This is a genomic window from Melioribacteraceae bacterium 4301-Me, from assembly GCA_041538185.1.
In the GTDB taxonomy this organism is placed as follows: Bacteria; Bacteroidota; Ignavibacteria; order Ignavibacteriales; family Melioribacteraceae; genus Pyranulibacter; species Pyranulibacter aquaticus.
Genome location: JBGORM010000002.1, coordinates 409,081 through 432,513, shown reverse-complemented (window position 1 = coordinate 432,513; position 23,433 = coordinate 409,081). Strand labels below are relative to the sequence as shown.

At 32.6% G+C, this 23,433-nt stretch carries 15 protein-coding genes; 6 read left to right on the top strand and 9 right to left on the bottom strand.

The features are described 5' to 3' along the window. Positions 1–88 precede the first annotated feature (88 nt). Positions 89–1,978 carry a CocE/NonD family hydrolase gene (locus tag ABRY23_05290; GenBank protein MFA3782463.1) on the top strand — a complete coding sequence of 630 codons (1,890 nt, stop codon included), beginning with the start codon at positions 89–91 and terminating at the stop codon, positions 1,976–1,978. Between the two features lie 193 nt (positions 1,979–2,171). On the opposite strand, the gene ABRY23_05285 is transcribed toward ABRY23_05290, so the two are convergent. Then, positions 2,172–4,334 carry a GWxTD domain-containing protein gene (locus ABRY23_05285; protein MFA3782462.1) on the bottom strand — a complete coding sequence of 721 codons (2,163 nt, stop codon included), beginning with the start codon at positions 4,332–4,334 and terminating at the stop codon, positions 2,172–2,174. A 145-nt stretch (positions 4,335–4,479) separates the two neighbouring features. On the opposite strand from ABRY23_05285, the gene ABRY23_05280 reads away from it, so the two are divergent. The 3 genes from ABRY23_05280 to ABRY23_05270 are packed head-to-tail and all read left to right on the top strand — an operon-like array spanning position 4,480 to position 8,639. Further along, on the top strand, positions 4,480–6,660 hold the full coding sequence (locus tag ABRY23_05280; protein ID MFA3782461.1) for a DUF5916 domain-containing protein: 2,181 nt from the start codon (positions 4,480–4,482) through the stop codon (positions 6,658–6,660). 53 nt (positions 6,661–6,713) lie between these two features. Next, positions 6,714–7,142, top strand: a complete 429-nt coding sequence (locus ABRY23_05275; GenBank protein MFA3782460.1) for an archease — start codon at positions 6,714–6,716, stop codon at positions 7,140–7,142. A 42-nt stretch (positions 7,143–7,184) separates the two neighbouring features. Next, positions 7,185–8,639, top strand: a complete 1,455-nt coding sequence (locus ABRY23_05270) for an RtcB family protein (GenBank protein ID MFA3782459.1) — start codon at positions 7,185–7,187, stop codon at positions 8,637–8,639. 13 nt (positions 8,640–8,652) lie between these two features. Here the strand turns inward: ABRY23_05270 and ABRY23_05265 are convergent, their stop codons facing one another. From ABRY23_05265 to ABRY23_05245, 5 genes are all read right to left on the bottom strand, one after another. Further along, a complete protein-coding gene (locus ABRY23_05265) occupies positions 8,653–9,336 on the bottom strand; it encodes a hypothetical protein (protein ID MFA3782458.1) in 684 nt (227 codons plus the stop codon). Positions 9,337–9,359: 23 nt separating this feature from the next. Beyond that, positions 9,360–11,261: a transglutaminase domain-containing protein gene (locus ABRY23_05260; GenBank protein ID MFA3782457.1), complete on the bottom strand. Its 1,902-nt coding sequence runs from the start codon at positions 11,259–11,261 to the stop codon at positions 9,360–9,362. Positions 11,262–11,343: 82 nt separating this feature from the next. Continuing rightward, positions 11,344–12,300 (bottom strand): hypothetical protein, encoded by a 957-nt coding sequence (locus tag ABRY23_05255; protein MFA3782456.1) that lies wholly within the window; start codon positions 12,298–12,300, stop codon positions 11,344–11,346. An 87-nt stretch (positions 12,301–12,387) separates the two neighbouring features. Then, positions 12,388–13,458: a hypothetical protein gene (locus ABRY23_05250; GenBank protein MFA3782455.1), complete on the bottom strand. Its 1,071-nt coding sequence runs from the start codon at positions 13,456–13,458 to the stop codon at positions 12,388–12,390. Positions 13,459–13,611: 153 nt separating this feature from the next. After that, positions 13,612–16,071 (bottom strand): sigma 54-interacting transcriptional regulator, encoded by a 2,460-nt coding sequence (locus tag ABRY23_05245; protein MFA3782454.1) that lies wholly within the window; start codon positions 16,069–16,071, stop codon positions 13,612–13,614. Positions 16,072–16,144: 73 nt separating this feature from the next. On the opposite strand from ABRY23_05245, the gene ABRY23_05240 reads away from it, so the two are divergent. Then, positions 16,145–16,939 (top strand): alpha/beta fold hydrolase, encoded by a 795-nt coding sequence (locus ABRY23_05240; protein ID MFA3782453.1) that lies wholly within the window; start codon positions 16,145–16,147, stop codon positions 16,937–16,939. 282 nt (positions 16,940–17,221) lie between these two features. On the opposite strand, the gene ABRY23_05235 is transcribed toward ABRY23_05240, so the two are convergent. Genes ABRY23_05235 through rfaD form a run of 3 tightly spaced genes read right to left on the bottom strand, consistent with a single transcriptional unit; the run spans position 17,222 to position 19,044 of the window. Then, a complete protein-coding gene (locus ABRY23_05235) occupies positions 17,222–17,686 on the bottom strand; it encodes an NUDIX domain-containing protein (protein MFA3782452.1) in 465 nt (154 codons plus the stop codon). Continuing rightward, positions 17,683–18,054: a four helix bundle protein gene (locus ABRY23_05230; protein MFA3782451.1), complete on the bottom strand. Its 372-nt coding sequence runs from the start codon at positions 18,052–18,054 to the stop codon at positions 17,683–17,685. Before ABRY23_05230 ends, ABRY23_05235 begins: the two co-directional genes overlap by 4 nt. Before the next feature lie 15 nt (positions 18,055–18,069). Continuing rightward, positions 18,070–19,044: an ADP-glyceromanno-heptose 6-epimerase gene (rfaD, locus tag ABRY23_05225; protein MFA3782450.1), complete on the bottom strand. Its 975-nt coding sequence runs from the start codon at positions 19,042–19,044 to the stop codon at positions 18,070–18,072. A 247-nt stretch (positions 19,045–19,291) separates the two neighbouring features. Between rfaD and metH the strand changes: the two genes are divergently transcribed. Further along, entirely contained in the window at positions 19,292–23,413 is a 4,122-nt protein-coding gene (gene metH / locus ABRY23_05220) for a methionine synthase (protein ID MFA3782449.1), read from the top strand. Positions 23,414–23,433: the final 20 nt, after the last annotated feature.

Genomic DNA, 23,433 nt, shown 5'->3' with positions numbered 1-23,433 from the left:
TAAGCCTTAATAAATTACCTAAACTAAAATTAGACTCCATTTAATTAATAAAAAAATTATTTTTACACACAATAAAATGGAGTTACATATGCGTCGCTTTTTAATATTAATTCTCATTTTCACTTCTTTAATTCATGCTCAGGGGGTAGAATGGATAAAATCAAATTACATAAAAAAAGAATACCGCATTCCAATGCGAGACGGTGTTACTCTATTTACGTCAGTTTATATGCCCAAAGACACAACTGAAAATCATCCCATTTTAATGATGCGTACACCATATTCTGTTGCTCCATACGGAGAAAATAATTATCGAAATAATTTAGACCCAGTTGTACCTGGGTATCAGTTTGCAAAGGAAAGGTTCATATTTGTCTATCAAGATGTTCGTGGTAAGTTTATGAGTGAAGGTATATACGTGAATATGCGGCCTTATATTCCAAACAAAAAAAGTAATAAAGATATTGATGAAACGACTGACACATACGATACAATCGATTGGCTTGTTAAAAATATTAAACATAACAATGGCAGGGTTGGTATATGGGGTATCTCCTACCCGGGTTTTTATGCTGCAATGAGTTTAATTGATTCACATCCAGCATTAAAGGCAGCTTCACCGCAAGCTCCAATTTCAGATTGGTTTATTGGCGATGATATGCATCATAACGGCGCTTTAACGCTTTCTATGTCCTTCAACTTCTTCAAGACATTTGATCAGCCAAGAGATAGTTTAACCACTACTTGGAAACGTTTTCCACAATACGATTCGCCTGATATGTATGATTTCTTCTTAAATCTTGGCACTGTTGCCGATGTAAATAAAAAATTTTTTCATGATAAACTTCCATTTTGGAACGATATTATAAAACATGGCACTTATGATGAGTTTTGGAAATCTCGTTCGAATCTACCCTATTTTACTAATGTAAAGCCTGCTGTTTTAATAGTTGGCGGTTGGTACGATTCAGAAGACCTTTACGGCCCGCTTCATATTTATAATTCAATAGAAGAAAAAAATAAAAACAATAATTGCATATTAGTAATGGGTCCATGGAGCCATGGTGGCTGGGCAAGGACTAACGGTGAATCTTATGGAGATTTCAGTTTTGGTGATAGTACAAGCATTACATTCAACAATGAAATTCTTCTGCCCTTTTTTAATTATTATCTTTTATCGAACAGCAGCAACTCTCAAAGCCATACTTTAAATCTGGCAGAAGTCACTACGTTTAGAACTGGTTCCAATAAATGGGAAAAGTATGACCAGTGGCCGCCTAAAAATGCTACAGCAAAAGAATTATATATTAACGCAAATGCAAAACTTACATGGGAAAAGCCATCATATAAACAAAATCTTTTTGATGAGTACTTAAGTGACCCGAGTAAACCCGTACCTTATACAGCAAAATTTTATGATTCACAAACAATGTACAACAGAGCTTACATGAGTGAGGACCAACGCTTTGCAGCTTCCCGTCCAGATGTCTTAGTTTACCAAACTGAACCCCTTAAAAATGATATTACCTTAAGCGGTCCAATAACAGCAGACCTTTTCGTCTCTACGACTGGCACAGATGCCGATTGGGTTGTAAAGTTAATAGATGTTTACCCTGATAGTGAACCCAATCCAAAATCTAACCCTGAAAATATAGAATACGGTGGTTATCAAAGATTAATAAGATATGAGATTATGCGTGGTAAATTTAGAAATAGTTACGAAAAGCCTGAACCTTTTACTCCCGGCAAAATTACGGAAGTAAAATTCAACTTAAATGACGTTGACCATACATTTTTAAAAGGGCACAAAATTATGGTTCAAATACAAAGCAGCTTTTTCCCTTTTTTTGACAGAAACCCACAAAAGTTCATTGATATTTATTCTGCAAGCAATGAAGATTTTCAAAAAGCATTTAATAGAGTTTACTTTTCGGAAAAGTATCCATCACATATAAAATTTTTTGTTGTGGGTAACTGAAACAATAACATTTAAGAGAGGGGTTGTTTCAAAGACCAAAAGTACTGAATTGTCATTCTTACGAAAATGGGAATCCATCCACGAAGTGTGGGTTAAACAAGTTAGATGAATAGTAATTAAACTATAATGATATACCACAACCTGGTGAATTCCCATGAATTTTTTGGGCTTAACTTTTAAGTCAGCCTAATTTTCATCCTTCCCATTTCAAAACAGTTTCTCTGCTTACTTTCTTTTTACTAATATTATCGATAACAGTTATGGTTATTAAATAATCATCTGCTGGGTATTTGTTCATATCAACTTGGAAATAAATTTGTGGATTTGCTTCTAACGTTTGATAGTGAGAGGTCAATTTTATGGATTGATTTTTACCTTTCAACCCTATAAAAGATAAAGCAGCATTTATAATTTTTTCAAAAGATGATTGGTTCCTTAAATTGTAACTAGTCAATGTTACCTCTTGGTTAAAATTTGTCAATCCATTATTATCTTTCTTCAGGTTATACAATTCGTAATACAAAAACATTTTATCTTTACTTGAAAACTTATTAGATGGATTTGGAAGAATGCTAACATTTTTGCGGTTAATAAATTTTTCACTTTGATTAGAAACTTCAACATTATAGGCAAGCAAAACATCACTCATATCTAAATAGTTATCAGAAAACGAAATTATTGACACAGAATCACGATTTGATGAAACACTTTTATCGGCATCTCTTATAATTTCAAAAGAAATTGTACCTGTATTTGGCTTCATTTCGGTAAAAATCGTATTTACAAAAAAATTTGATGAGTCTACTTTGATAACTGAGTCATCACCTGGAGAAAAGTTAATTTCTTTATTAAATCTGTATACATCATTATAATATTTATCGAACACAAAAATTCCAACCTTATGCTTATAATTCTTATGATTCGCCAGTGCACTATCGGAAATGTTAAACTCATAGTTAAGATAAACATCTGTCAGCTTGTTATTTAACGAATTTTTAAACTGGACAATATTATAAAACGCACTGAATTTAGGTCCCTCGTAAACGGGATTATAGTAAGTAGGAAAAATTCTTCTTGCATTTTCAATTAAGTATTGTGAATCACCTTTAAATTGCGGTGCAAATTTATCTTTATCGCCGGCAGGAATGCTAAAAACATAATTGTTCGAAGATGCAAAATCGGTAAATCCAAAGGTAAGTCCATTATCGTAGTTCCATACTTCAGTTTTCATTAATACAGATTTTCCTGTCATCTGCGGCCGAAATCGAATAACATTATTAGGTTCACCAAACCTAACTACAACTTCTCCTCTATCTGTTCTCCAACCAACCTTTCCTAATTTTGGTACACTAAAATTTAAATTTGCAAAAGCTACACGAGAATAATGTTCAAGCAGTCTTTCGTTATAATCTGTTAAGTATAATGGATCATTAACTTTCCAATAAAGCTGAATTAGTTGTTTGATTTGTGATTGGTTTAGTTTTTGGGCGAGGTCTTTAAATTTGTCATTTAAAATGAACATAACTGAATTATATGTAAAATCCTTTCTCTCTTCATAACTCATCAATGCAATTGCTTTTTGGTAATATTGATAAGCATCTTTTAATTTATGCATTCGATAATTAATTAATCCCAGCAATAAATAAATATCTTTATCTGCTTTGGCTTCATTTACAAGTCTAGTTAAATATGCTGCACCTTTTTCTGGTTTACCGGCTTTATCGTAAAGCAAAGCTAACTTAAAAATAGCATCGTAATTTAGAGGTTCAAATACTAATGCTTGTTTGTAGTATTTCTCTGCTTCATAAAAATTTTCGTCAGCATAGTCTTGCAAGCTGAAGGAAAATTCATCTTCTGTTAAATTAGCTGAATGGTTATATTCTGTAAATTCTTCATCTTTAATTTTAGCCATTCCAATCCACGCTTTACTTTGAGTTATATCCATCTCTGTAATTTTTTTATACTCACAAAAAGCTGCGCACTTTGAATGATTTTCTAAAACTTCGGCGTAAAGATATCTTGCCTCAATATCTTCGGGTGATTTAAGCACAGCTAATCTTAAGTACTCCAATGCTTTGTTTCTTGAATCAGTTGTGTTTTCTGATAGATAAATTTTAGATAGTTCTTTTAATGAAGGTGCGTCAGAAAACTGTTTTATTGATTCAATTAAATATTTTTTTGCAGATAAAGTATCTTTGTTTGCTAATGCTAGCATTGCTTTGTTATAATATTCTTTTCTTTGATCTTTATTAAAATTTACTAGAGATGATAGTTCGGCAGGAATCAAAGTAAACAGCAAAAAGACGGTGATGCAATATTTACAAATTAATCCAATCACTTTTTTTTCTTTTAACATAAGAATCAACAAATCTAAAATCAATCACTTCAAATACAACGGTCATTAAAATTTTTAAAACGACTTATATGCAAAAAATATTTTTATCTAACCATGCAACCTAAATAAAAACATGTCGTCTAAAGAATAAAAAAAATAGTGAAACATGAAAAAAACATTACTGCTATTATTATTCACAACTCTTATTTATTCAGCTAACGAAACTAAAGTACTTTACTTAAAAAAAACGCCTGAAAAAATAAAAATTGATGGAATAATTGATGATGCATGGTCTAATGCAGATTCTACTTCTGATTTCTTTCAGCTTCAGCCTTACTATGGTAATCTACCAGATAGAAAAACTACTGTGAAAGTTTTAACTACTGAAGAATCGCTTTATTGCCTGATGATTTGTTATGATAATCGAGAAAACATACAAAGTATTACTGGTAAGCAGGACGATCATAGTTTTGGCAGTGACGTAGTTTCAATTATGCTTGATACCTTTGGAGATAATAGAACAGCATATAAATTTGCTGTTAGCGCTAGTGGAGTTAGAGCAGACTGCAGATTACTTGACGATGCAAGAAATAGGGATTACAGCTGGGATGGAATTTGGTTTTCAGCAGCAAAAGTTTATGATTGGGGTTTTGTAGTTGAATGGGAAATCCCTTACAAATCTCTCCAATACGATGAATCACTTAACGAGTGGGGCTTGGACTTTGACAGATGGATACCTCATCTTTCTGAAGACCTATATTGGTGCAAATATGAAAGAAATGAGGGACAAAGAATCTCCAAATTCGGCAAATTAGTTTTTCAAGATTTTAAGCCTTCAGTCAAGGGATTAAACTTAGAAATATATCCTGTAGCACTTACCAAAGCCTCCTACTTATATAGTAATAAGTACAAAATAGAACCTACTGTTGGATTAGATGTTTTTTACAACCCGTCAGCAAAGTTAACATTACAAGCAACTTTGAACCCTGATTTTGCACAAATTGAAGCTGACCCTTTTGCATTTAATATTTCACGATACGAAACATATTACCAAGAGCGTCGTCCCTTTTTTACTCAAGGAAATGAAATTTTTATGCCCTCTGGTAAAGACAGAAATTCCGGCTTTTATAAACCTTTAGAACTATTTTACTCAAGAAGAATAGGGAAAAAACTACCCGATGGAAAAGAAGTACCTTTAACATTTGGGGCAAAAACTTTTGGTAGACTTGGTCAATGGGAGTATGGCGGGTTTATCGCAAGGACTGCTGAAACAAGTTACTTAGATCAAAACGGTAATAATGCAATTGAACCCACAGCATACTTTGCATCGGGGCGCATTAAAAAACAAATGTTAGATAACTCAACTCTGGGCATACTATTCGTAGGTAAAAAGACAACTGACAGTACTTATGGAGTAATTGATATTGATGGAGCAATAAGGTCAACAAACTGGCAACTGGCTTACCAATTAGCACGCTCAATTAAAAATTCAGAGGGCGATTATGCAGCCTCTTTCGGATTTACAAGTTTTTCAAAAACTTGGGTAACTTTAATCAGAGGCAGGTTAATTGGTAATAATTTTGATGTAAGTCAAATTGGTTTTGTACCCTGGAAAGGCACATCTGAAATTGGCGGAATTACTGGTCCTATCTGGTTCTTTGATGAAGGTTTTATTTCCCAAATTTTATTTATGGGAGGAGCAGGCGTAAATTATGAAAGCGTCGATAATTATACTGATAGATTTGGGATTTTAGTTTTCAATATGCAGTTTAGGAATAATTGGGGTTACGAATTCGATTTTTCGTTTGGCAAATCGAAAGACTTAAATGTGCTTTACAATTCATATGAATTAGATTTCAGCTCATGGTACAATATCTCTCCCAAATGGGATGCTGACTTGTATGGGGGATATTCCAAAACTTATAATTTTTCAAGGGATTATTTAGCTTTTTATTCATGGGCAGGCGCTTCAGTATCATGGAAAGCAATGGATATTTTAGAATTGGGTAGTTCATATAACATGTATATTGAAGGAAATCCTTCCGGCAAAATTGAAGATATTACTTACAATCTGCGTCCTTATTTTTCACTAACACCAATTAATGACTTTAATTTAAGAATGTACTTTGACAACGTTTTTGTAAAGTCTAAAGACCAAAACACTCAAGTTATATTAGGAATTTTATTCTCATACCAATTTTTACCTAAAAGCTGGATTTACTTTGCTTGGAACGAAATCCATACTCGTCAAGATATATTTGACTTTTCTGGAAATGTTGTCGGAAGTAAATTCAATTTGCTTGATAGGGCTTCTGTAATAAAAATAAAATACCTCTACTTTTTCTGAGTTGAATCTTATCTAAATAATCATAATTTATGCACACCACAATTGAAGAATTTATGCCGTATAAATTTCTTGATCACACAGCGGATGTTGCCTTCGAAGTTGAGTCTGAAACTTTAGAAGGCTTATTTGTAGATTCTGCTTTTGCTTTGAAAGAGGTAGCATGTGAACTAAGCAATATCGGAAGCAAATCTGAAACAAAAATCATTAATTGCAATGAAATAACTCTTGAACTATTATTGGTTGAGTTTCTCAATCAGTTAAATTTTCTTATATTTTTTAAAAAATGGATTTTTACAACCATCCAAAAATTGAGCATAAACAAAGCAGATGGTGAAATTAATCTCTCATGTGAGCTTATAGGGAACAAAATTGATGCTGAAGCTTGTAATTTTAAAGTAGAAATAAAGGCAATTACTTTCCATCAGATGAAAATTGAAAAAAGAAAAGGTAAATATTCTACAAAAGTTGTTTTAGATATTTAAGTCATAAAGCAAAATGAAAAGATAAAATATAGGAATAGTACGATGAAAGTTAGAGATATTGAATTAATAAAAATAAGCGACAATCTTTGGGAAATTCCAAAGTTTGGTGGAATGCTTGTCCCTGGTAGAATTTATTCTTCTCAAAAAATGATAGAAACAACTCTCCAAAACGATGAAGCCATTAACCAAGTAATTAACGTTGCATGTTTGCCAGGGATTCAAAAATACAGTCTTGCTATGCCAGATATACATTGGGGATATGGTTTTCCGATAGGTGGCGTAGCTGCAACAGATATTGATAACGGAGTAATTTCTCCTGGCGGTGTAGGCTACGACATAAACTGCGGAGTTCGTCTTGCAAAAACAAATTTAATTTATAATGAGGTAAAAAATAAAATTCAAAAACTTGTTGAAAATCTTTTTAAAAATATCCCTACTGGAGTTGGCGCAAGCGGGGCAATAAAAAAACTCTCAAAAGAAGAATTAAAAAAAATTCTTCGTAAGGGCTCTAACTGGGCAATTGAAAATGGTTTCGGAAAAGATGAAGATGTTTTGCTTACAGAAGAAAATGGATGTTTAAAAGATGCTGACCCTTCAAATGTAAGTGAAAAAGCTATAGAACGTGGATTAGATCAAGCTGGAACTCTTGGCTCCGGCAATCATTTTCTCGAAGTAGATATTGTAGAAGAAATTTTTGATAGAGAAAAAGCCAGCATATTTGGTTTGTTCAAAGACCAAATTGTAATTCAAATTCATACTGGCTCTCGCGGTTTAGGCTATCAAATTTGTGACGACTATTTAAAAACTCTCGTCTCATTAGAAAAAAAATACGCATTTAACTTACCAGATAAACAATTAGCATGTGCACCTATAAAATCTGTAGAAGGGCAAGATTATTTAAGTGCAATGAGATGTGCAGCAAACTTTGCGTGGAATAATCGACAGATAATAATGCATCTTGCAAAAAAAAGTTTTGAAGATACATTTAACATTTCTGAAAACGAGTTGGGTTTTAGTCTTATTTACGATGTATGTCATAATATCGCCAAAGTAGAAGAACACGAAATTGATGGTAAAATGAAAAAAGTTTGTGTTCACCGTAAAGGTGCTACCCGTGCCTTCCCTCCTAAAAACAAGTTTATTCCTGAAAAATATAAAACATCAGGCCAACCAGTCTTAATTCCAGGTGATATGGGAAGATATTCGTTTGTTTGTGCTGGCACAGAAAAAGCCATGCAAGAAACATTTGGCAGTTCATGTCATGGTGCCGGAAGATTGCAAAGTCGCCACAAAGCAATGAAAGAAGCAAAAGGAAAAGATTTATTGAGCGAACTAAATAAGCAAGGGATTGTAATCCAAGCTAAAGGATTTAGAACTATTGCAGAAGAAATGCCACAAGCTTATAAAGATGTTTCTGAAGTTGTTGATGTAATGCATAATGCAGGAATAAGTACTAAAGTTGCAAAGTTAAAGCCCATCGGTGTAATTAAAGGATAAATTTTGTTTCAAACTATCTTGAAATTTCCTCAAACTTTATTTTATCGATTCTTTTGTTTACTTCATCTTTTTCAACGGAAGTCAAATTAAGCTGCTTAATTTGGGCTAATTCTGAATCAGCTTCAGAGTAAAGCCCTAAATCAATTAATATATCAACAAAAAACAATCTGTTTGATATCAAATTTTTTGTTGAAGGGTACTTTCTATATGTTTCCCTTGCAAAAAGAATCGCTGTCTCTTTATAACCACTTTCAGCAAGCTGCATTGCACCATTTAATCTTTTCACTCCCAAGTCATTGCTAATATTAATCTCCGTTTCATTTGGCCTTATTTCTTTTCCGTAGACTGCCGTATTTTTAAAATTACCATTACTTTTTATCTTTGGCACATTTCTAATTTCTTCCATAGCTAAGGCAAGCAGCAATTCATTAATAGAAATTTTTTTTATCAAATTCACTTCCAAAGCAGAATTCGACCCTAAAATAAACTTTTTGCCGGAGCGACTAATCTGAATAACAGCCTTGCTGCCTGTAGTAATTAAATCATCTCCGCTAAGTTTATCACCAATTTTTACTGGTATCCAAATCTCGTTTGTCCCTTTCATCACACGAACATCGCCAGAGACTTTTTCTACCGTAAACTCCTGGCAGAAAATTATAACTGGAAATAAAATTAAAAAAAGAATAATCCTTTTCATTGTAGATTTCTCCTATAAACTCATTAATAAACCTCATGAATTTCAACTTTACCTTTAGCAAGACCATAATTATCTAAAGCTTCTTTATTGAATTTTTCTACACCTGCTGACCAAGCGTCTTCGAAGCTAGTTAAAACGGTAGTCTCTAATGGAATCCACACTTCATCTTTACCTTCTGCATTTTTTCTAATGAAATATTTCTTATCATTATTTGTTATTAGAAAAGCTTTTTCAGGTGGAAGTTCAGTATCAAAGATAATATTAACGTGACTTACACCATCCTCAGCTTTAAAATCTACAAAAGCAGTTTGTATTCCTATACTTTCTAAAATACTGCTGAAAGCAGAACTAAAGTCATCACAATCGCCGCCTTTTAATTTTAGTGTTTCTTCCAGAAACTGAACTTTTTCTGCAGAAGCGCGCGGGTCGGCTACGTAAATCATCCCCTTAATAAAATTATTATAAAGAACTTTTACTTTTTGAAAAATTTCCACTTCGGGTTTAACTTTTGTTAAAAATGATTGATTCTGAGAAAGTATTTCCTTGGCATATTTTTCTGCAAATGACAAGTTTTTTCTTACAAAATACCTAAGATGCGAAACAATGCCATCCCAACTGTTAATATCATTAATTAATATCGGTTTCTGTAAAACATCATCAGGGTCACGGTTAACAGTTGTTACATAAAAATTAATTTGAGCTATTTCTCTTTTAGCAATGCTTTCAGCATTATTATTAAAAATAATAAAAAACGGGACCTCAGCAGTATCGTGCGGAGGAATATTAACTGCAGGCGAGTAAATTTTTCCATCAGTTACCCCTTCTACTGAACAAGCTGGTCTGACAGTTACAAATTTATCGGTAACATTTATCACCCTCCCTTTAGCTATTGGGTTGGTTAAATACTCTTCAGATAGCGTTGGATAAACCTCACTCAAAACATCTACATCAATAATTTTAACTAACTTTTGAGGAACGAACGATAAAGCAAAATTAACAGCGGTGTAAATCTTATCATTTGAATATCGATTATTAATCACACTATTAATACCTTCGGCTAAAAATTTTGATAGTGATTGACTGTTGGACCTGTCTTTAAAATACTTTGTAGCACCAATTGTAACACTGAACGGTTCTAATGAAAAATTAATTATTGGCTGAAACGCTGTAATAAATGGTTCCTGGTATTTATCATGAAGAAAATTTATTCCAAGTGAAATTATGCCATCAAATAACTTGGCAGAACTGTTAATCCCAAATTGGAAGGATGAACTTGATTCAACTATTGAACTAAAAGAGATGTAGTTGCTGGGGCTATATCCTATTAAGAAAGCAGCACCTTTATCTTTTCTAAGTGAAAAAACAGATTTTTCCTTTTGTTCATCTAAAGTCATAAGATTTTCTGAAAAAATTCCAAGCCTTAAATGCTCGGACAATTTATAGGAAAAGCCCACATTGATATTAAAAAAATTATCATTTGTTATAAGAGTACTAGTAGTTAAATAATTAAGAGTATCTGAAAAATGTGCATCAGGCTGTTCTTCAGTAAATTGTTGAGTGAAATATTGCAGTGAAAAACCTGCGGTGAATTTGTTAGAAATGTTGTAGGAATAACCGAATCCAAACAATTCTTGATAAGTTAAATTGGTTTTAAGTTGTGATTCAACATCTACATTGTTATTGAGCTTGAGAACTATTCCGGAAGAAAATACAAATTGTTTTTGATAGCCAGGTGTATACCGCAAGTAAAAATAATGGGGTTCGAATTTTTTGGATAACGAGATGGAATATAAACTTCCATTTAAATTAGATGCTAAATAATTGGCAAACACAATTGAAAATTCCCAATCTCTCGTTAAATTATAATTTGCAATATTTGATTCAATTCCATTCAATCTAAACGCCGAATTTGAATTATTTTGCACATTTCCAAGAGGGTCATATGTTTGCTGACCTAACAGGTGCAGTTGACCACTACTCAGAATTAAAAAAAATATTAAAAAAGCACTAATTCGGTAATTGGACCTTAATATTATGAATACTCTGCGAAACAATTAGGTTATCTTTTAGTAATTGATTGTTTTGAATTTCTATTTCTATTTTTCTTATTAATGTAATTACTAATTGCTGTTGACCTTGAATTGGCAGTTTTTCTAACAAACTTAAAGGTAATACTGCATTGCCATTATCTGCTGCAGTTATTTTGTAATACGGAAAAACATTTTGAGTAATTGGATCAAAAATACCAACAACCATATTAATTTTTCCAGACCTCAAAGCATTCCAACTAATCTCGATTTTTAGATTCTTTTTTGCCCTGGTTCCTTCTACTTTTAGGTGTCCTATAATTTCAGGAGGAGTTGGTATGTTGTACTGAAAGTGGTTCCCTTGTTGAACATCAATTCTAAAATTAACAAATGAATTATAAGGAAAGTTTAGAATATCATTTGGGTGCATCATGTTGTTATTTCTTAAGACAAAGTGAAATCCAATTGTAGTATCAATCATCTTGCCATTATCCATATAGCGAATTCTTAGCGGTATTTTATCAGCAGTAATATTATTAAATTTCACTGTCCCCATCATTCTCGTCCGAAAACCTACTAATCGTCCGTGCATATTTTTAATTGCAAGATTAGTATCGTAAAAATCAGCCGAATAATTAGCCATAAATACAGTTTGGTTATTAAAAGTATTTCTTATCCCGCTTACATTAATTAAAGTTGATTTATCAAAAAAAGGTTGAAGAATTCCTGTGGTATCATAACCATTTGCATAAATATAAGTAGAAGGCTCAGGTGAAGCAGATTCAATTTGCAAATTTTGCTCTTCGGATAAAGTGTCATCTAGTAATTCAGTGGGTAAAGGTTTATTGCACGAAAAGGTTAAAACAGCAATAGTAATGAAAACAATATTTCTAAAAATTATATTCATGTAGTAAAAATTATAATTGGTTTTAATCATATTCAATTGCATAATAAATGGTTATATACAATAAAAAGCGGGAAGTAAGGTTCTTTCCCGCTTTCTAAAAGACAACCTAATTATTTATCATCTCACCAAGTAAGGAACACCCCATGTATTTTCTTCAACAGATGCATCGCTATCATAAACTGACTTATGTGGCAATGCATTTAAGACGGCATGCATATAACCGCCGTGCATGTTTGTAAACCATTTCCCTTCAAACACTCTTGTATACGTTCCGCCATTATTAGTCTCAGAAATTAAGTTTAGTTTTGCTTTTTCTCTTCCCAATCCACCCAACATAGCGCCATGTGTAATTGTAACTAAGTCCGTATCTGCATAAGCGCTTTCAAGTTCAACCTGCACTTTAACTGGTTGATTCATACCAAATATTGGGAACATTACCCTATGTGAAAGTCCAAATTGATTATTACCGTTTCCCATGTGACCATTTTGCCCCATCATGTTACCGCTTTGCCCATTATTGCTATTATTACCACCAGAGTAATTATTGTTTTCACTGCGGGGACCTTTATCAAAGAAAAAGTTATTAGGTGAATCGATTACTAAAACAGAGCCATCTGGATTTATTAAAGTAAGGGTTTTAATAGTAACGCCAGAATTTTCTGTCCCTCCCTGAGGAAGCGATATTGCTGAAATTTTCCAGTCAATTAAATTATCTCCAGTATTATCAACTTTTACATATTGAATTTTTCTTGTAATTATGGTCGTGAAGCTTTTTGTTACTAAGGTATCCGGCAAAGGGTAGCCAGATCTTGTAGTAGTTGAAGAATTAAATGCAGCAAGTATAAACAACTTACCATTGTAAGTAGAGGTTAGAGTACCGACTGCAGTAGAATCGCCATAATCAATTGTTAATTGGCGGTTGGCTAATTCCATTCTTTGTCCAATTTTAATTGGATAGAGTTCTTTAGCAAGTTGAGTTTTTGCAAGACTCATTGCTTGTTCTTCGTTATAGTTATCTTCAAAAGACTGGACAGATTGATCATTATTTGTAATTTTTTCGAGAGCCTGTTGAAGATTAGTGTTTCCATTAGGTGCAACCACTGAGTCTTCGTTTTTACAACCCGAAGCTGAAAATACAATTAATACAAATAACATTAAAACTATCGAATAAGAAATTAAACGTCTCATTTTTAACCCCTTTTTTGTGAATGAATTTCTTGTTTATTTACAGAATATCATATCTCATACCAGATTACATTGTGCTCATAGTGTTAAAAATTCAACGAAAAACAAAGATTTGAGAAGTTGATTTGCCTGGTAAAAATCAAAGAATGCCTGAAATCAAAATTTTCCAGGTGAATTTTCGAGGAGGTATTTTATAAATTCATCAAAGTAGTAATGAAACTTAGAGGGCAGATTCTTGTATTTAGATATAATCTTGGGTTTAATTTCCTCAAAAGGTCTATTAGGGTATTTCACTAAATCTTTAGATACATTTTTCAAGTAGATTTCAGCTTTAGAAGATACTCTTTCTAATACTTTTTCGTCATTTGAATCTGCAAGCTTTCTAACTGCCGTTTCAAAGTTAAAATTAGATTCATAGAATACCTTAAAGAACATCCCACGTAAATTTTCTGCCACGACTGTCCTACTTAAATTGTTCAATTCTTTTGCTGTTTCATTGATAGAAGAATGTGAAAATTGTTTTTCTCTAAGCGATTCCAAAATTAACATTTCTAATTCAATGTTGTCTGTTTTAGCAATTTGCTGCGGCAAGTCATGCAGTTTAATAATCTTTCTATTTTCTGCTTTTGCCAAAATTACTGCTCTTTTCAAAACAGATTCTAACTCTCTCACATTGCCTTTCCATTCGTACAATTTAAGCACGTCAACGACCCCTTTTGATAATTTCAGTCCTGCGTCTTCTAATCCAACAAAATAATTTGCAAGAACTTCAATATCTTCTTTCCTATCCCTCAAGCTTGGCATAGAAATTTTAATAACATTTAAGCGATAGAAAAGGTCTTCCCTAAATTTTTTTTCTTTTACCAGTTGTTCAAGATTTTTATTTGTAGCAGCAATAATTCTTACATCTACTTTTAAATTAGAAGTTGAACCAACTTTAGCTATTTCGCCGAATTGAATTACTCTTAAAAGTTTAGCCTGAAAATTTTCACTTGTCTCTCCAATCTCATCCAGAAAAATCGTACCATTATCAGCCAATTCGAATTTACCTTTTTTGTCGGCCACAGCATTAGTAAAAGAACCTTTTACATGTCCAAACAATTCACTTTCCAGCAGGGATTCAGTTAAAGCAGCGCAATTGACAGCAATAAAATTATTTTTACTTCTTTTACTCAATTTATGTATCGCCCTTGCTGCTAATTCTTTGCCACTTCCACTTTCACCTTCTATTAATACTGTTGCATCGCTTTGGGCAACTTTTTCAATTAAACTTACAACATCGTCCATCAGCTTACTTTTGTAGACCAACCCATGAAAATTTTTAATTTCAACTTCATTTATTGCTTCAGCTGGCTCATTATTTAGCTGTTCTTTCTGGAGTTTTGCTACAGCATTTTTAAGATAATTAACTTTGGCAATTAATTCGCTTGGCTGTGAGTTTTCTGCAAGGTCTAATTCCTTCTGAAGTTTTTTTAACTGTTCTTCTTTTCGTTTTAGAGAAAGTTTTAAGATTTCTGACTGTGATAAGCTTTCCCTTAAATAAATTTTGTTTTTGAGCATGTACATCACAGAATCAAAAGAAAACAAAAATAAAAGAGGGATGATAAATGCCGAGTAATTAAATTGTATATAAAAAAAATACAGTAAAACTACTGACACAATTAAATAAAGTACTGTAGTCATTAAATATATCTTAAAAACTTTTTCATCAATATTTAATTGTGTTAATATTATTAAAAATAACAGCACAATAGTATTAACAATTGGTTTTGCTTTATAGTTTATTGAGCGTTCTGTTAGGATATTATCTACCGCAAAAGCATGAAGAGCAATGCCTGGTAAGTTATCATCAAAATTTGTTTGAATATGCTTTGCAATTGAAGGGTCAGTAACTCCAATAAGAATTGCTTTATTTCGGAAATTCTTTAGTTCATTATTATTGTTATCAATCATAGAGAAAAAATCTAAAAGGCTATATCTTGTGAAATTTTTCCAGCTGTTATAAAAATTTACTTCAACTAGGTCATCAGCTTTTTTGTTCATAAACTCTGAAATGACAGAGGAAAAAGATTTTTCATAGGAATCGCCAAAAGCAATTTTTGTCGGGATATAAATTCCATCTGAAACAAAATAATCTAAATGCCCGGATTTTAAGGATGGGACAAAATACTTAGGTTGAGAGAAAATTATAGAATCGTGCAAAGTTTCATTTTTAAGTTTAATAACAACAGATGAGAGTACAACATTATTAGCTTTTTTCAATTCATCGTTCAGTAAATCGTTATAAACAGACTGAAGTGGGGTTCGGTCAGACAACATTATCTCTAAGCCTATTACTTTAGTTTTCAACTGTGACAATTTATTTATAAGCAAAGCATAATAACTTCGTTTAAGAGGCCAGCCGCCGAGTGTTTCTATATCATTAGAATCAATTGTAATTAAAATTATACTTTTATCAAGCTCTTTATTTGGCAATACCTTATAAAATAACTTCTCAAAATCTCGATTCAGCTGATTGGAAAAACCTCCAAATAAAAGCACAATTGATAAACCAATCACTATACAAACAAGGTAAATTCGCTTTTTATACTTTAACAAAATGTCAAGCTTGTTCATAATTTATTTATGTTTTAGCTTTACCAAGTATTTTTTCTTTAGTAAAAATAAGGAATAAACAAGGGACAAAATAATGAAAAGAATAATAAACAACTTAGCAGTTTTCACTGAAGGAACTATTGGCAAAACGCCAATTATATTTGTACACGGATTTCCTTATGACCATACAATGTGGGATTTCCAAGTTAATGCATTAAAAGATAATTATTATTGCATAACTTACGATGTAAGAGGTTTAGGAGAAAGTTATGTAGGTGACGGACAATACACAATGGAAGCCTATGTTCAGGATTTATTTTCTATAATTACAGAATTAAATCTAGATAAACCAGTTTTATGCGGGCATTCGATGGGCGGTTACATCTCTTTTAGAGCTGCTGAAATCAACCAATTCAAATTTTCTGGATTTATTTTCGTAGACACAAAACCGAGTGCAGACGATAACGCTGCAAAATTGAAACGAGCAGCTGCAATTAATCAAATTAACACAGAAGGATTAGCTCCTTTTGTAGAGGCATTTGTAAAAAATACATTTTCAGATATCTCGCTCAATGAAAAAAAGGAACTCATCGAAGATACACTTAAAAAATCCTACAAACATAATCCTATCGGAGTAAAAGGTGCATTAATTGCAATGTTAAGCAGAACCGACACAACTAATTTTTTACAAAAAATAAAATTACCTACTTTATTGATTTACGGTTCTTTTGATACTTTAACTCCGCCAACATTAATGAGAGAAATAGCAGAAAAAATTCCCAATTCAGAATTTGCAGTCATACCACGTGCTGGTCATATGTCGCCTTTAGAAAATCCAGATAACGTAAACGATTTAATTAAAGGATTTTTGGAAAGGAGAATCATATAAAAAAATATGTATAAGAAACATCTGAAAAATTGAATTATCAGCGGTTGTCATTCCCACGTGGGAATCTACTTTGAAAACAATAGATCCCCGTTTGCACGGGAATGACTCATTAAATTTTTCAGAAGTCTCTATAAATAAAATTTTATAATAAAAATTTAACTGCTGAGTAGCACAAAGGATTTCAGAAAGAAACACCAAAAAACAAATTCAAAAGTAAAATTAATTCTTAGAGTAACTTTGTGACCTTAGTGATGGAAAAATTATCATAAATAGCAAATTCACTCAATAAAATTCTACACTGTAATCAATGAATTTTTTATCTCTATAATTAAACTTTGCACTGAAAAACTTCTCTTGAAATAACCACGGGATAAAGATTTTATCACCTTCCCACAAATTCAATTCAGTTAATTTTTCATTTGGTATCCACTCAAGTTTTCCTTCGTTAGAATCAATTAACTCTCCTTCAAATTCAGTTGCAGTAAAAAGGAACACATACCAATCTTTAACTCCATCGAACATAGGAAATGTAATAAAGCCGTGCATTCTTGGATTTTTTATTAACAATCCAGATTCTTCTTTAACTTCTCTAACTGCGCATTCTTCAGGTGTTTCACCAGGTTCAAATTTACCGCCAAGTCCATTCCATTTACCTTCATGGTAATCATTTTGTTTTTTGTTACGGTAAATCATTAATGTTTTGTTATCCTTGATAACGTAACAGAGAGTTGCAAGTTGTTGTTTCATAGCTTTTCTTTAGAATTAATTAAAGAAGCAAGAATTTGCGATAATTCATCCAGTTCGTCGAGAAACCATTTTACTTTTTGCTGGTTAGCTCGTTTGCTATCCCTTAATAAAGCCAGCCAAAGTTTTGCTTCATTAGTACATTTAATTGCTTCAAGCATGAATTCTGTCATTGCTTTTTTTGTTATTGCCGCCTGCCCTTCAATGTAGTTACTTATTACGCTCGTACCGCTGCTGAAAAGTTCATCCCCAATACGTTGAGAAACATTATCTTTCGGCAGTAAATCAATAAATTCAATTAACTTCAGTGTAAAAAAATAAAGCCTTTTTCTTAATTCTGCTCTCGATTTGGGAGGTTCAAAGTCAGTCATTAATTCCCTCATTTTCTATGCACTTAAATAAGGATTTTTTAGCAAATAATTTTGCACATAATCGGTTACACCTTCCTCTATACTCATAATTTTATTTTTGTATCCAGCTGCTCTTAATTTTTTTATCTCCGCTTCAGTAAAGTATTGGTATTTTTCTTTAATATCTTCAGGCATATCTATATACTCAATTTTAACAGATTTGTTCATTGCATTAAATAAGGCAGTTACAAGACTGTTCCATGTTTGTGCTTTACCAGTACCTACATTAAATAAGCCATTTTTATCGCGATGTTCTAAAAAAAACAAAGTCATATCAACCGCATCTTTTACATAAATAAAATCACGCTTTTGTTCTCCGTCTTTGAATTGTTTATTATACGACCTGAACAACTTCACCTTGCCAGTTTCGTTAATTTGCTCAAAGGCTTTGTGAACGACACTTCTCATTTCTTTTTTATGATATTCGTTCGGGCCATAAACATTGAAATACTTTAACCCAACTACCTTATCAAATAAATTATTTTTCTTTACCCATAAATCAAAAACATGTTTTGAGTAACCATACATATTTAGGGGTCTAAGTTTATCTAATTTACTTTCATCATCGTCATAGCCATTACTGCCATCACCGTAGGTAGCTGCTGATGAGGCATAAATAAATCTAATGTTATTTTTTACAGAATAATCTGCGAGAACCTGTGAATACTTGAAGTTATTATCCATCAAGTAGTCAGCATTCTTTTCTGTAGTAGAAGAGCAAGCACCTAAGTGTATAATTGAGTCAATATCAAAACTAATATTATCTTCTAAAATTAATTGAATAAAATCATCTTTGTGAAAAAAATCAGCAAATTTAAGTCCATTTAAATTTTTCCATTTTTCATCGCTTCCGAGCTCATCTACAATAATAATGTTTTCTTTGCCAATCAAATTCAATTTCCAAACAACAGCGCTACCAATAAATCCAGCTCCGCCTGTAACTACTATCATTTTGTCTCCATTCTTGTTTTTATATTTAATCAAATTTAATGATTAAAGTTGATTTAACCCAAAGCCATGTTAGAAGCACTTTTTGAAGTGAGTTAACCAACTCAACAGAGAAATTTATGTTCAATAAGTGTTAATTAAACTAACTTGATTGCATTTGCCATAAAAATAAGTTATACATTACTATACAAATATAATTTGTTATAATTTTGCATTGCAAATACACATATTCTTTAGAAAGTGAGAAAAAATGTCTAGTAAACTTGATTTAATTTCGGAGATATTAAAAAATCGGATTCTCATTTTAGACGGTGCTATGGGAACAATGATACAGCGTTACAAATTGTCTGAAATGGATTTCCGCGGTGATAGATTCAAGGACCATCCACACGACCTAAAAGGAAATAACGATATATTGAATTTAACACATCCTGAAATTATAAAAGAAATTCACACAGAATATTTAAAGGCCGGAGCTGACATCATTGAAACAAACACTTTTAATGGCACCTCCATCTCTCAAAGCGATTATCATACAGAAAGCTTTGTCTATGAAATAAACTTTAATGCTGCAAAAATTGCTAAAGAATCAGCAGAGTTTTTTACTAAACAAAATCCCCAAAAACCAAGATTTGTCGCTGGCGCCATTGGACCAACAAACAAAACACTTTCAATCTCTCCCGATGTTCTTAACCCAGGCTTTCGTGCAATTACTTTCGACCAGCTTTCTACAGCTTATAAAGAACAGGTACGCGGACTAATGGACGGTGGTGTGGATATCTTGCTGGTCGAAACAATTTTTGACACCCTTAATGCTAAAGCGGCTTTATTTGCCATAATGGAATTGTGCGATGAAATTAATAAGCAAATTCCTATTATGATTTCAGGTACTATTGTTGACTTAAGCGGAAGAACTCTTTCGGGTCAAACAACTGAAGCTTTTTGGATTTCAATATCACATACTAAAAACCTTTTAAGTGTAGGACTCAACTGTTCCTTAGGACCAAAACAAATGCGCCCATTTATTGAAGAGCTTTCTAATATTGCTAATACATTTGTTAGCTTATACCCTAATGCTGGATTGCCAAATGAATTAGGCGAATATGATGAAACACCGAATGCAATGTTGTCTGTCCTGGAAGATTATGCCAAAAGCGGGTTCTTAAATATAGTGGGCGGATGCTGCGGAACTACTCCAGAACATATTAAAGCTTTTTCAGAAATTGCAATTAAATATAAGCCAAGAACTGTCCCTAAGGTTGAGCCTTATTTAAGATTAAGTGGATTAGAACCGCTGGTATTTAGACCCAATATGAACTTTGTAAATATAGGTGAAAGGACAAATGTAACCGGTTCTAAAAAGTTCGCTCGATTAATTAAAGAAGGAAATTTTGAAGAAGCTTTGTCTGTTGCTAAGGAACAAGTAGAAGGTGGTGCTCAAATTCTTGATGTTAATATGGACGAGGCTATGATTAACTCCGAAGAGGCCATGACTAAATTTTTAAATCTAATTTCAACTGAACCTGATATTGCTAAACTTCCTATAATGATAGACTCATCCAAATGGTCAGTAATTGAAGCTGGTTTAAAATGTATACAGGGTAAAGGTATTGTTAATTCAATAAGTCTAAAAGAGGGTGAAGAAAAATTTATTGAACGTGCTAAACTAATTTTACGTTATGGAGCAGCAGTGATTGTTATGGCTTTTGATGAAGAGGGACAAGCTGACACTTTTGAAAGAAAAATTAAAATTTGTGAACGCGCATATAAGATATTAACTGAGAAAGTTAATTTTCCTCCACAAGATATTATTTTCGACCCAAATATCTTTGCTATCGCTACCGGCATTGAAGAACATAATTCTTACGCTGTAAATTATATCGAAGCAGTACGATGGATTAAGAAAAATCTGCCTTTGGCAAAAGTCTCCGGTGGTGTTAGCAATCTCTCTTTTTCATTTAGAGGTAACGACACTATTCGCGAAGCAATGCACTCGGTCTTTCTTTATCATGCTATTGAAGCCGGCATGGATATGGGAATTGTTAACGCTGGACAATTAGCTGTCTACGAGGATATTCCAAAAGACCTACTAGAACTAATTGAAGATGTTATATTTAATAGACATCCTGATGCTACTGAAAAATTAATTAAATATGCTGAATCAATTCAAAAGGAAACTAAAACCCACGAAAAAGAAAGAGAATGGAGAAATCAATCTGTTGAAGATAGACTGAAGTATTCCCTAATAAAGGGAATTGATGATTATATTGAACAAGATGTTGAAGAAGCTCGGCTTAAATATTCCTCACCCTTGACTGTTATCGAAGGACCTTTAATGGAAGGAATGAATGTAGTTGGCGACCTATTTGGCTCAGGTAAAATGTTTTTGCCCCAGGTGGTTAAAAGCGCTAGGGTTATGAAAAAAGCTGTGGCTTATTTGGAACCATACTTGGCCCATCCCCCTACCCCTTCCCTAAGGGAAGGGGATTTTAAATGGGAAACAGCAGATCCTATTTTGTATAGCAAATTAAAAGAATTTTGTGAATTGCATCGATCTAATCCTACTAAAGCTGAATCAATTTTATGGGAACATCTAAAATCAAAAAAATTTTATAATTATAAATTCTGCAGACAACATATTATCGACCAATATATTGTCGATTTCGTTTGTCTTTCGAAAAAGCTTGTAATCGAAATTGATGGTTTAATTCACCAATTACCAGAAAATATTGAATCAGATGAAATAAGAACCAAAAAATTAAATGAACTTGGTTTTGAAGTAATCAGATTTACTAATGATGAAGTTATTTATAATACAAAGAAGGTTTTAAACAAAATTTTAGAAAAACTAAAACAAATAGAATCTCTTTACAAAACATCTACCCTCTCCTTAGGGGAGGGTAAGGGTGGGACAGGTACTATTCTGCTTGCAACCGTCAAAGGTGATGTTCACGATATTGGTAAAAATATTGTCGGGGTTGTTCTTAGCTGCAATAACTTTAAAGTAATTGACTTGGGTGTAATGGTACCATCTGAAAAAATATTATCTACCGCCATCGAAAAAAAAGTAGATATTATTGGTTTAAGTGGTTTAATAACACCTTCATTGGACGAAATGGTTCATGTGGCAAAAGAAATGCAAAGATTAGGACTCAAATTACCACTGCTTATTGGAGGTGCAACCACTTCAAGAATTCATACCGCTGTTAAGATTAGTCCAGAATACGAAGGTCCAACTATCCATGTACTCGACGCTTCCAGGAGCGTTGGAGTTGTAAGTAACCTATTAAATTCTGAACAAAGGGACAAATTTGTCAATTCAATAAAAAATGAATACAAGAAACTTATTGATGATTACCAAAAAAGACAGACATCCAAGAACTTTCTTACAATTGAAGAAGCAAGAAAAAATAAACCTAAAACCGATTGGAAAAAAATCCAGACTTACAAACCGCATAAGCTCGGGATATCAATTTTCAATAATTTTTCTTTGAAAGAAATAAGAAAATATATTGATTGGACTCCTTTCTTCTCGGCATGGGAACTTAAAGGCAAATACCCAGCAATTTTAGAAGATGAAAAATATGGTACAGAAGCTAAAAAGCTTTTTCAAGATGCGAATAAAATGCTGGACGAAATCATTTCAAAAAAATTACTAAAAGCTAATGGTGTTGTTGGCTTATTCCCGGCTAATTCTGTTGAAGATGATGTTGAAATCTATACTGATGAAACAAGAAAAGGTATTTTGTGTGTATTACATTTCTTAAGGCAGCAAACTCAAAAAAGCAGCGGAGTACCAAATATCTGCTTAGCTGATTATATTGCCCCTAAAGATTCTTTAGTTAATGATTACATTGGTGCATTTGCAGTAACAAGTGGAATTGGCTTAGAATCATTATTAGAAAAATATCAAAATGAAAATGATGATTACTCTGTGATTTTAATTAAAGCATTATCTGACCGACTTGCAGAAGCCTTCGCTGAACTATTGCATGAAAAAGTAAGAAAAGAAATTTGGGGTTATTCAAAAAACGAAAACCTTTCTAACGAAGATTTAATCAAAGAAAGATATGTGGGAATTCGTCCAGCACCAGGCTATCCAGCTCAGCCAGATCATTCTGAAAAATTGGTAATCTGGAAATTACTTGATGTTGAAAAAAATACTTCAATAAAACTTACTGAAAGTATGGCTATGTATCCTGCATCTTCAGTTTGTGGATTATATTTCTCATTTCCAGATTCAAAATATTTCACTGTTGGTAAAATTAGTAAAGACCAAGTTGAAGATTACAGAAAGAGAAAAGGAATAAGTCTAAAAGAAGCAGAAAAGTGGCTTAGACCTATTTTAAATTATTCAGAAGGAACCGAATAAATATATGTCACCTTTTCAGT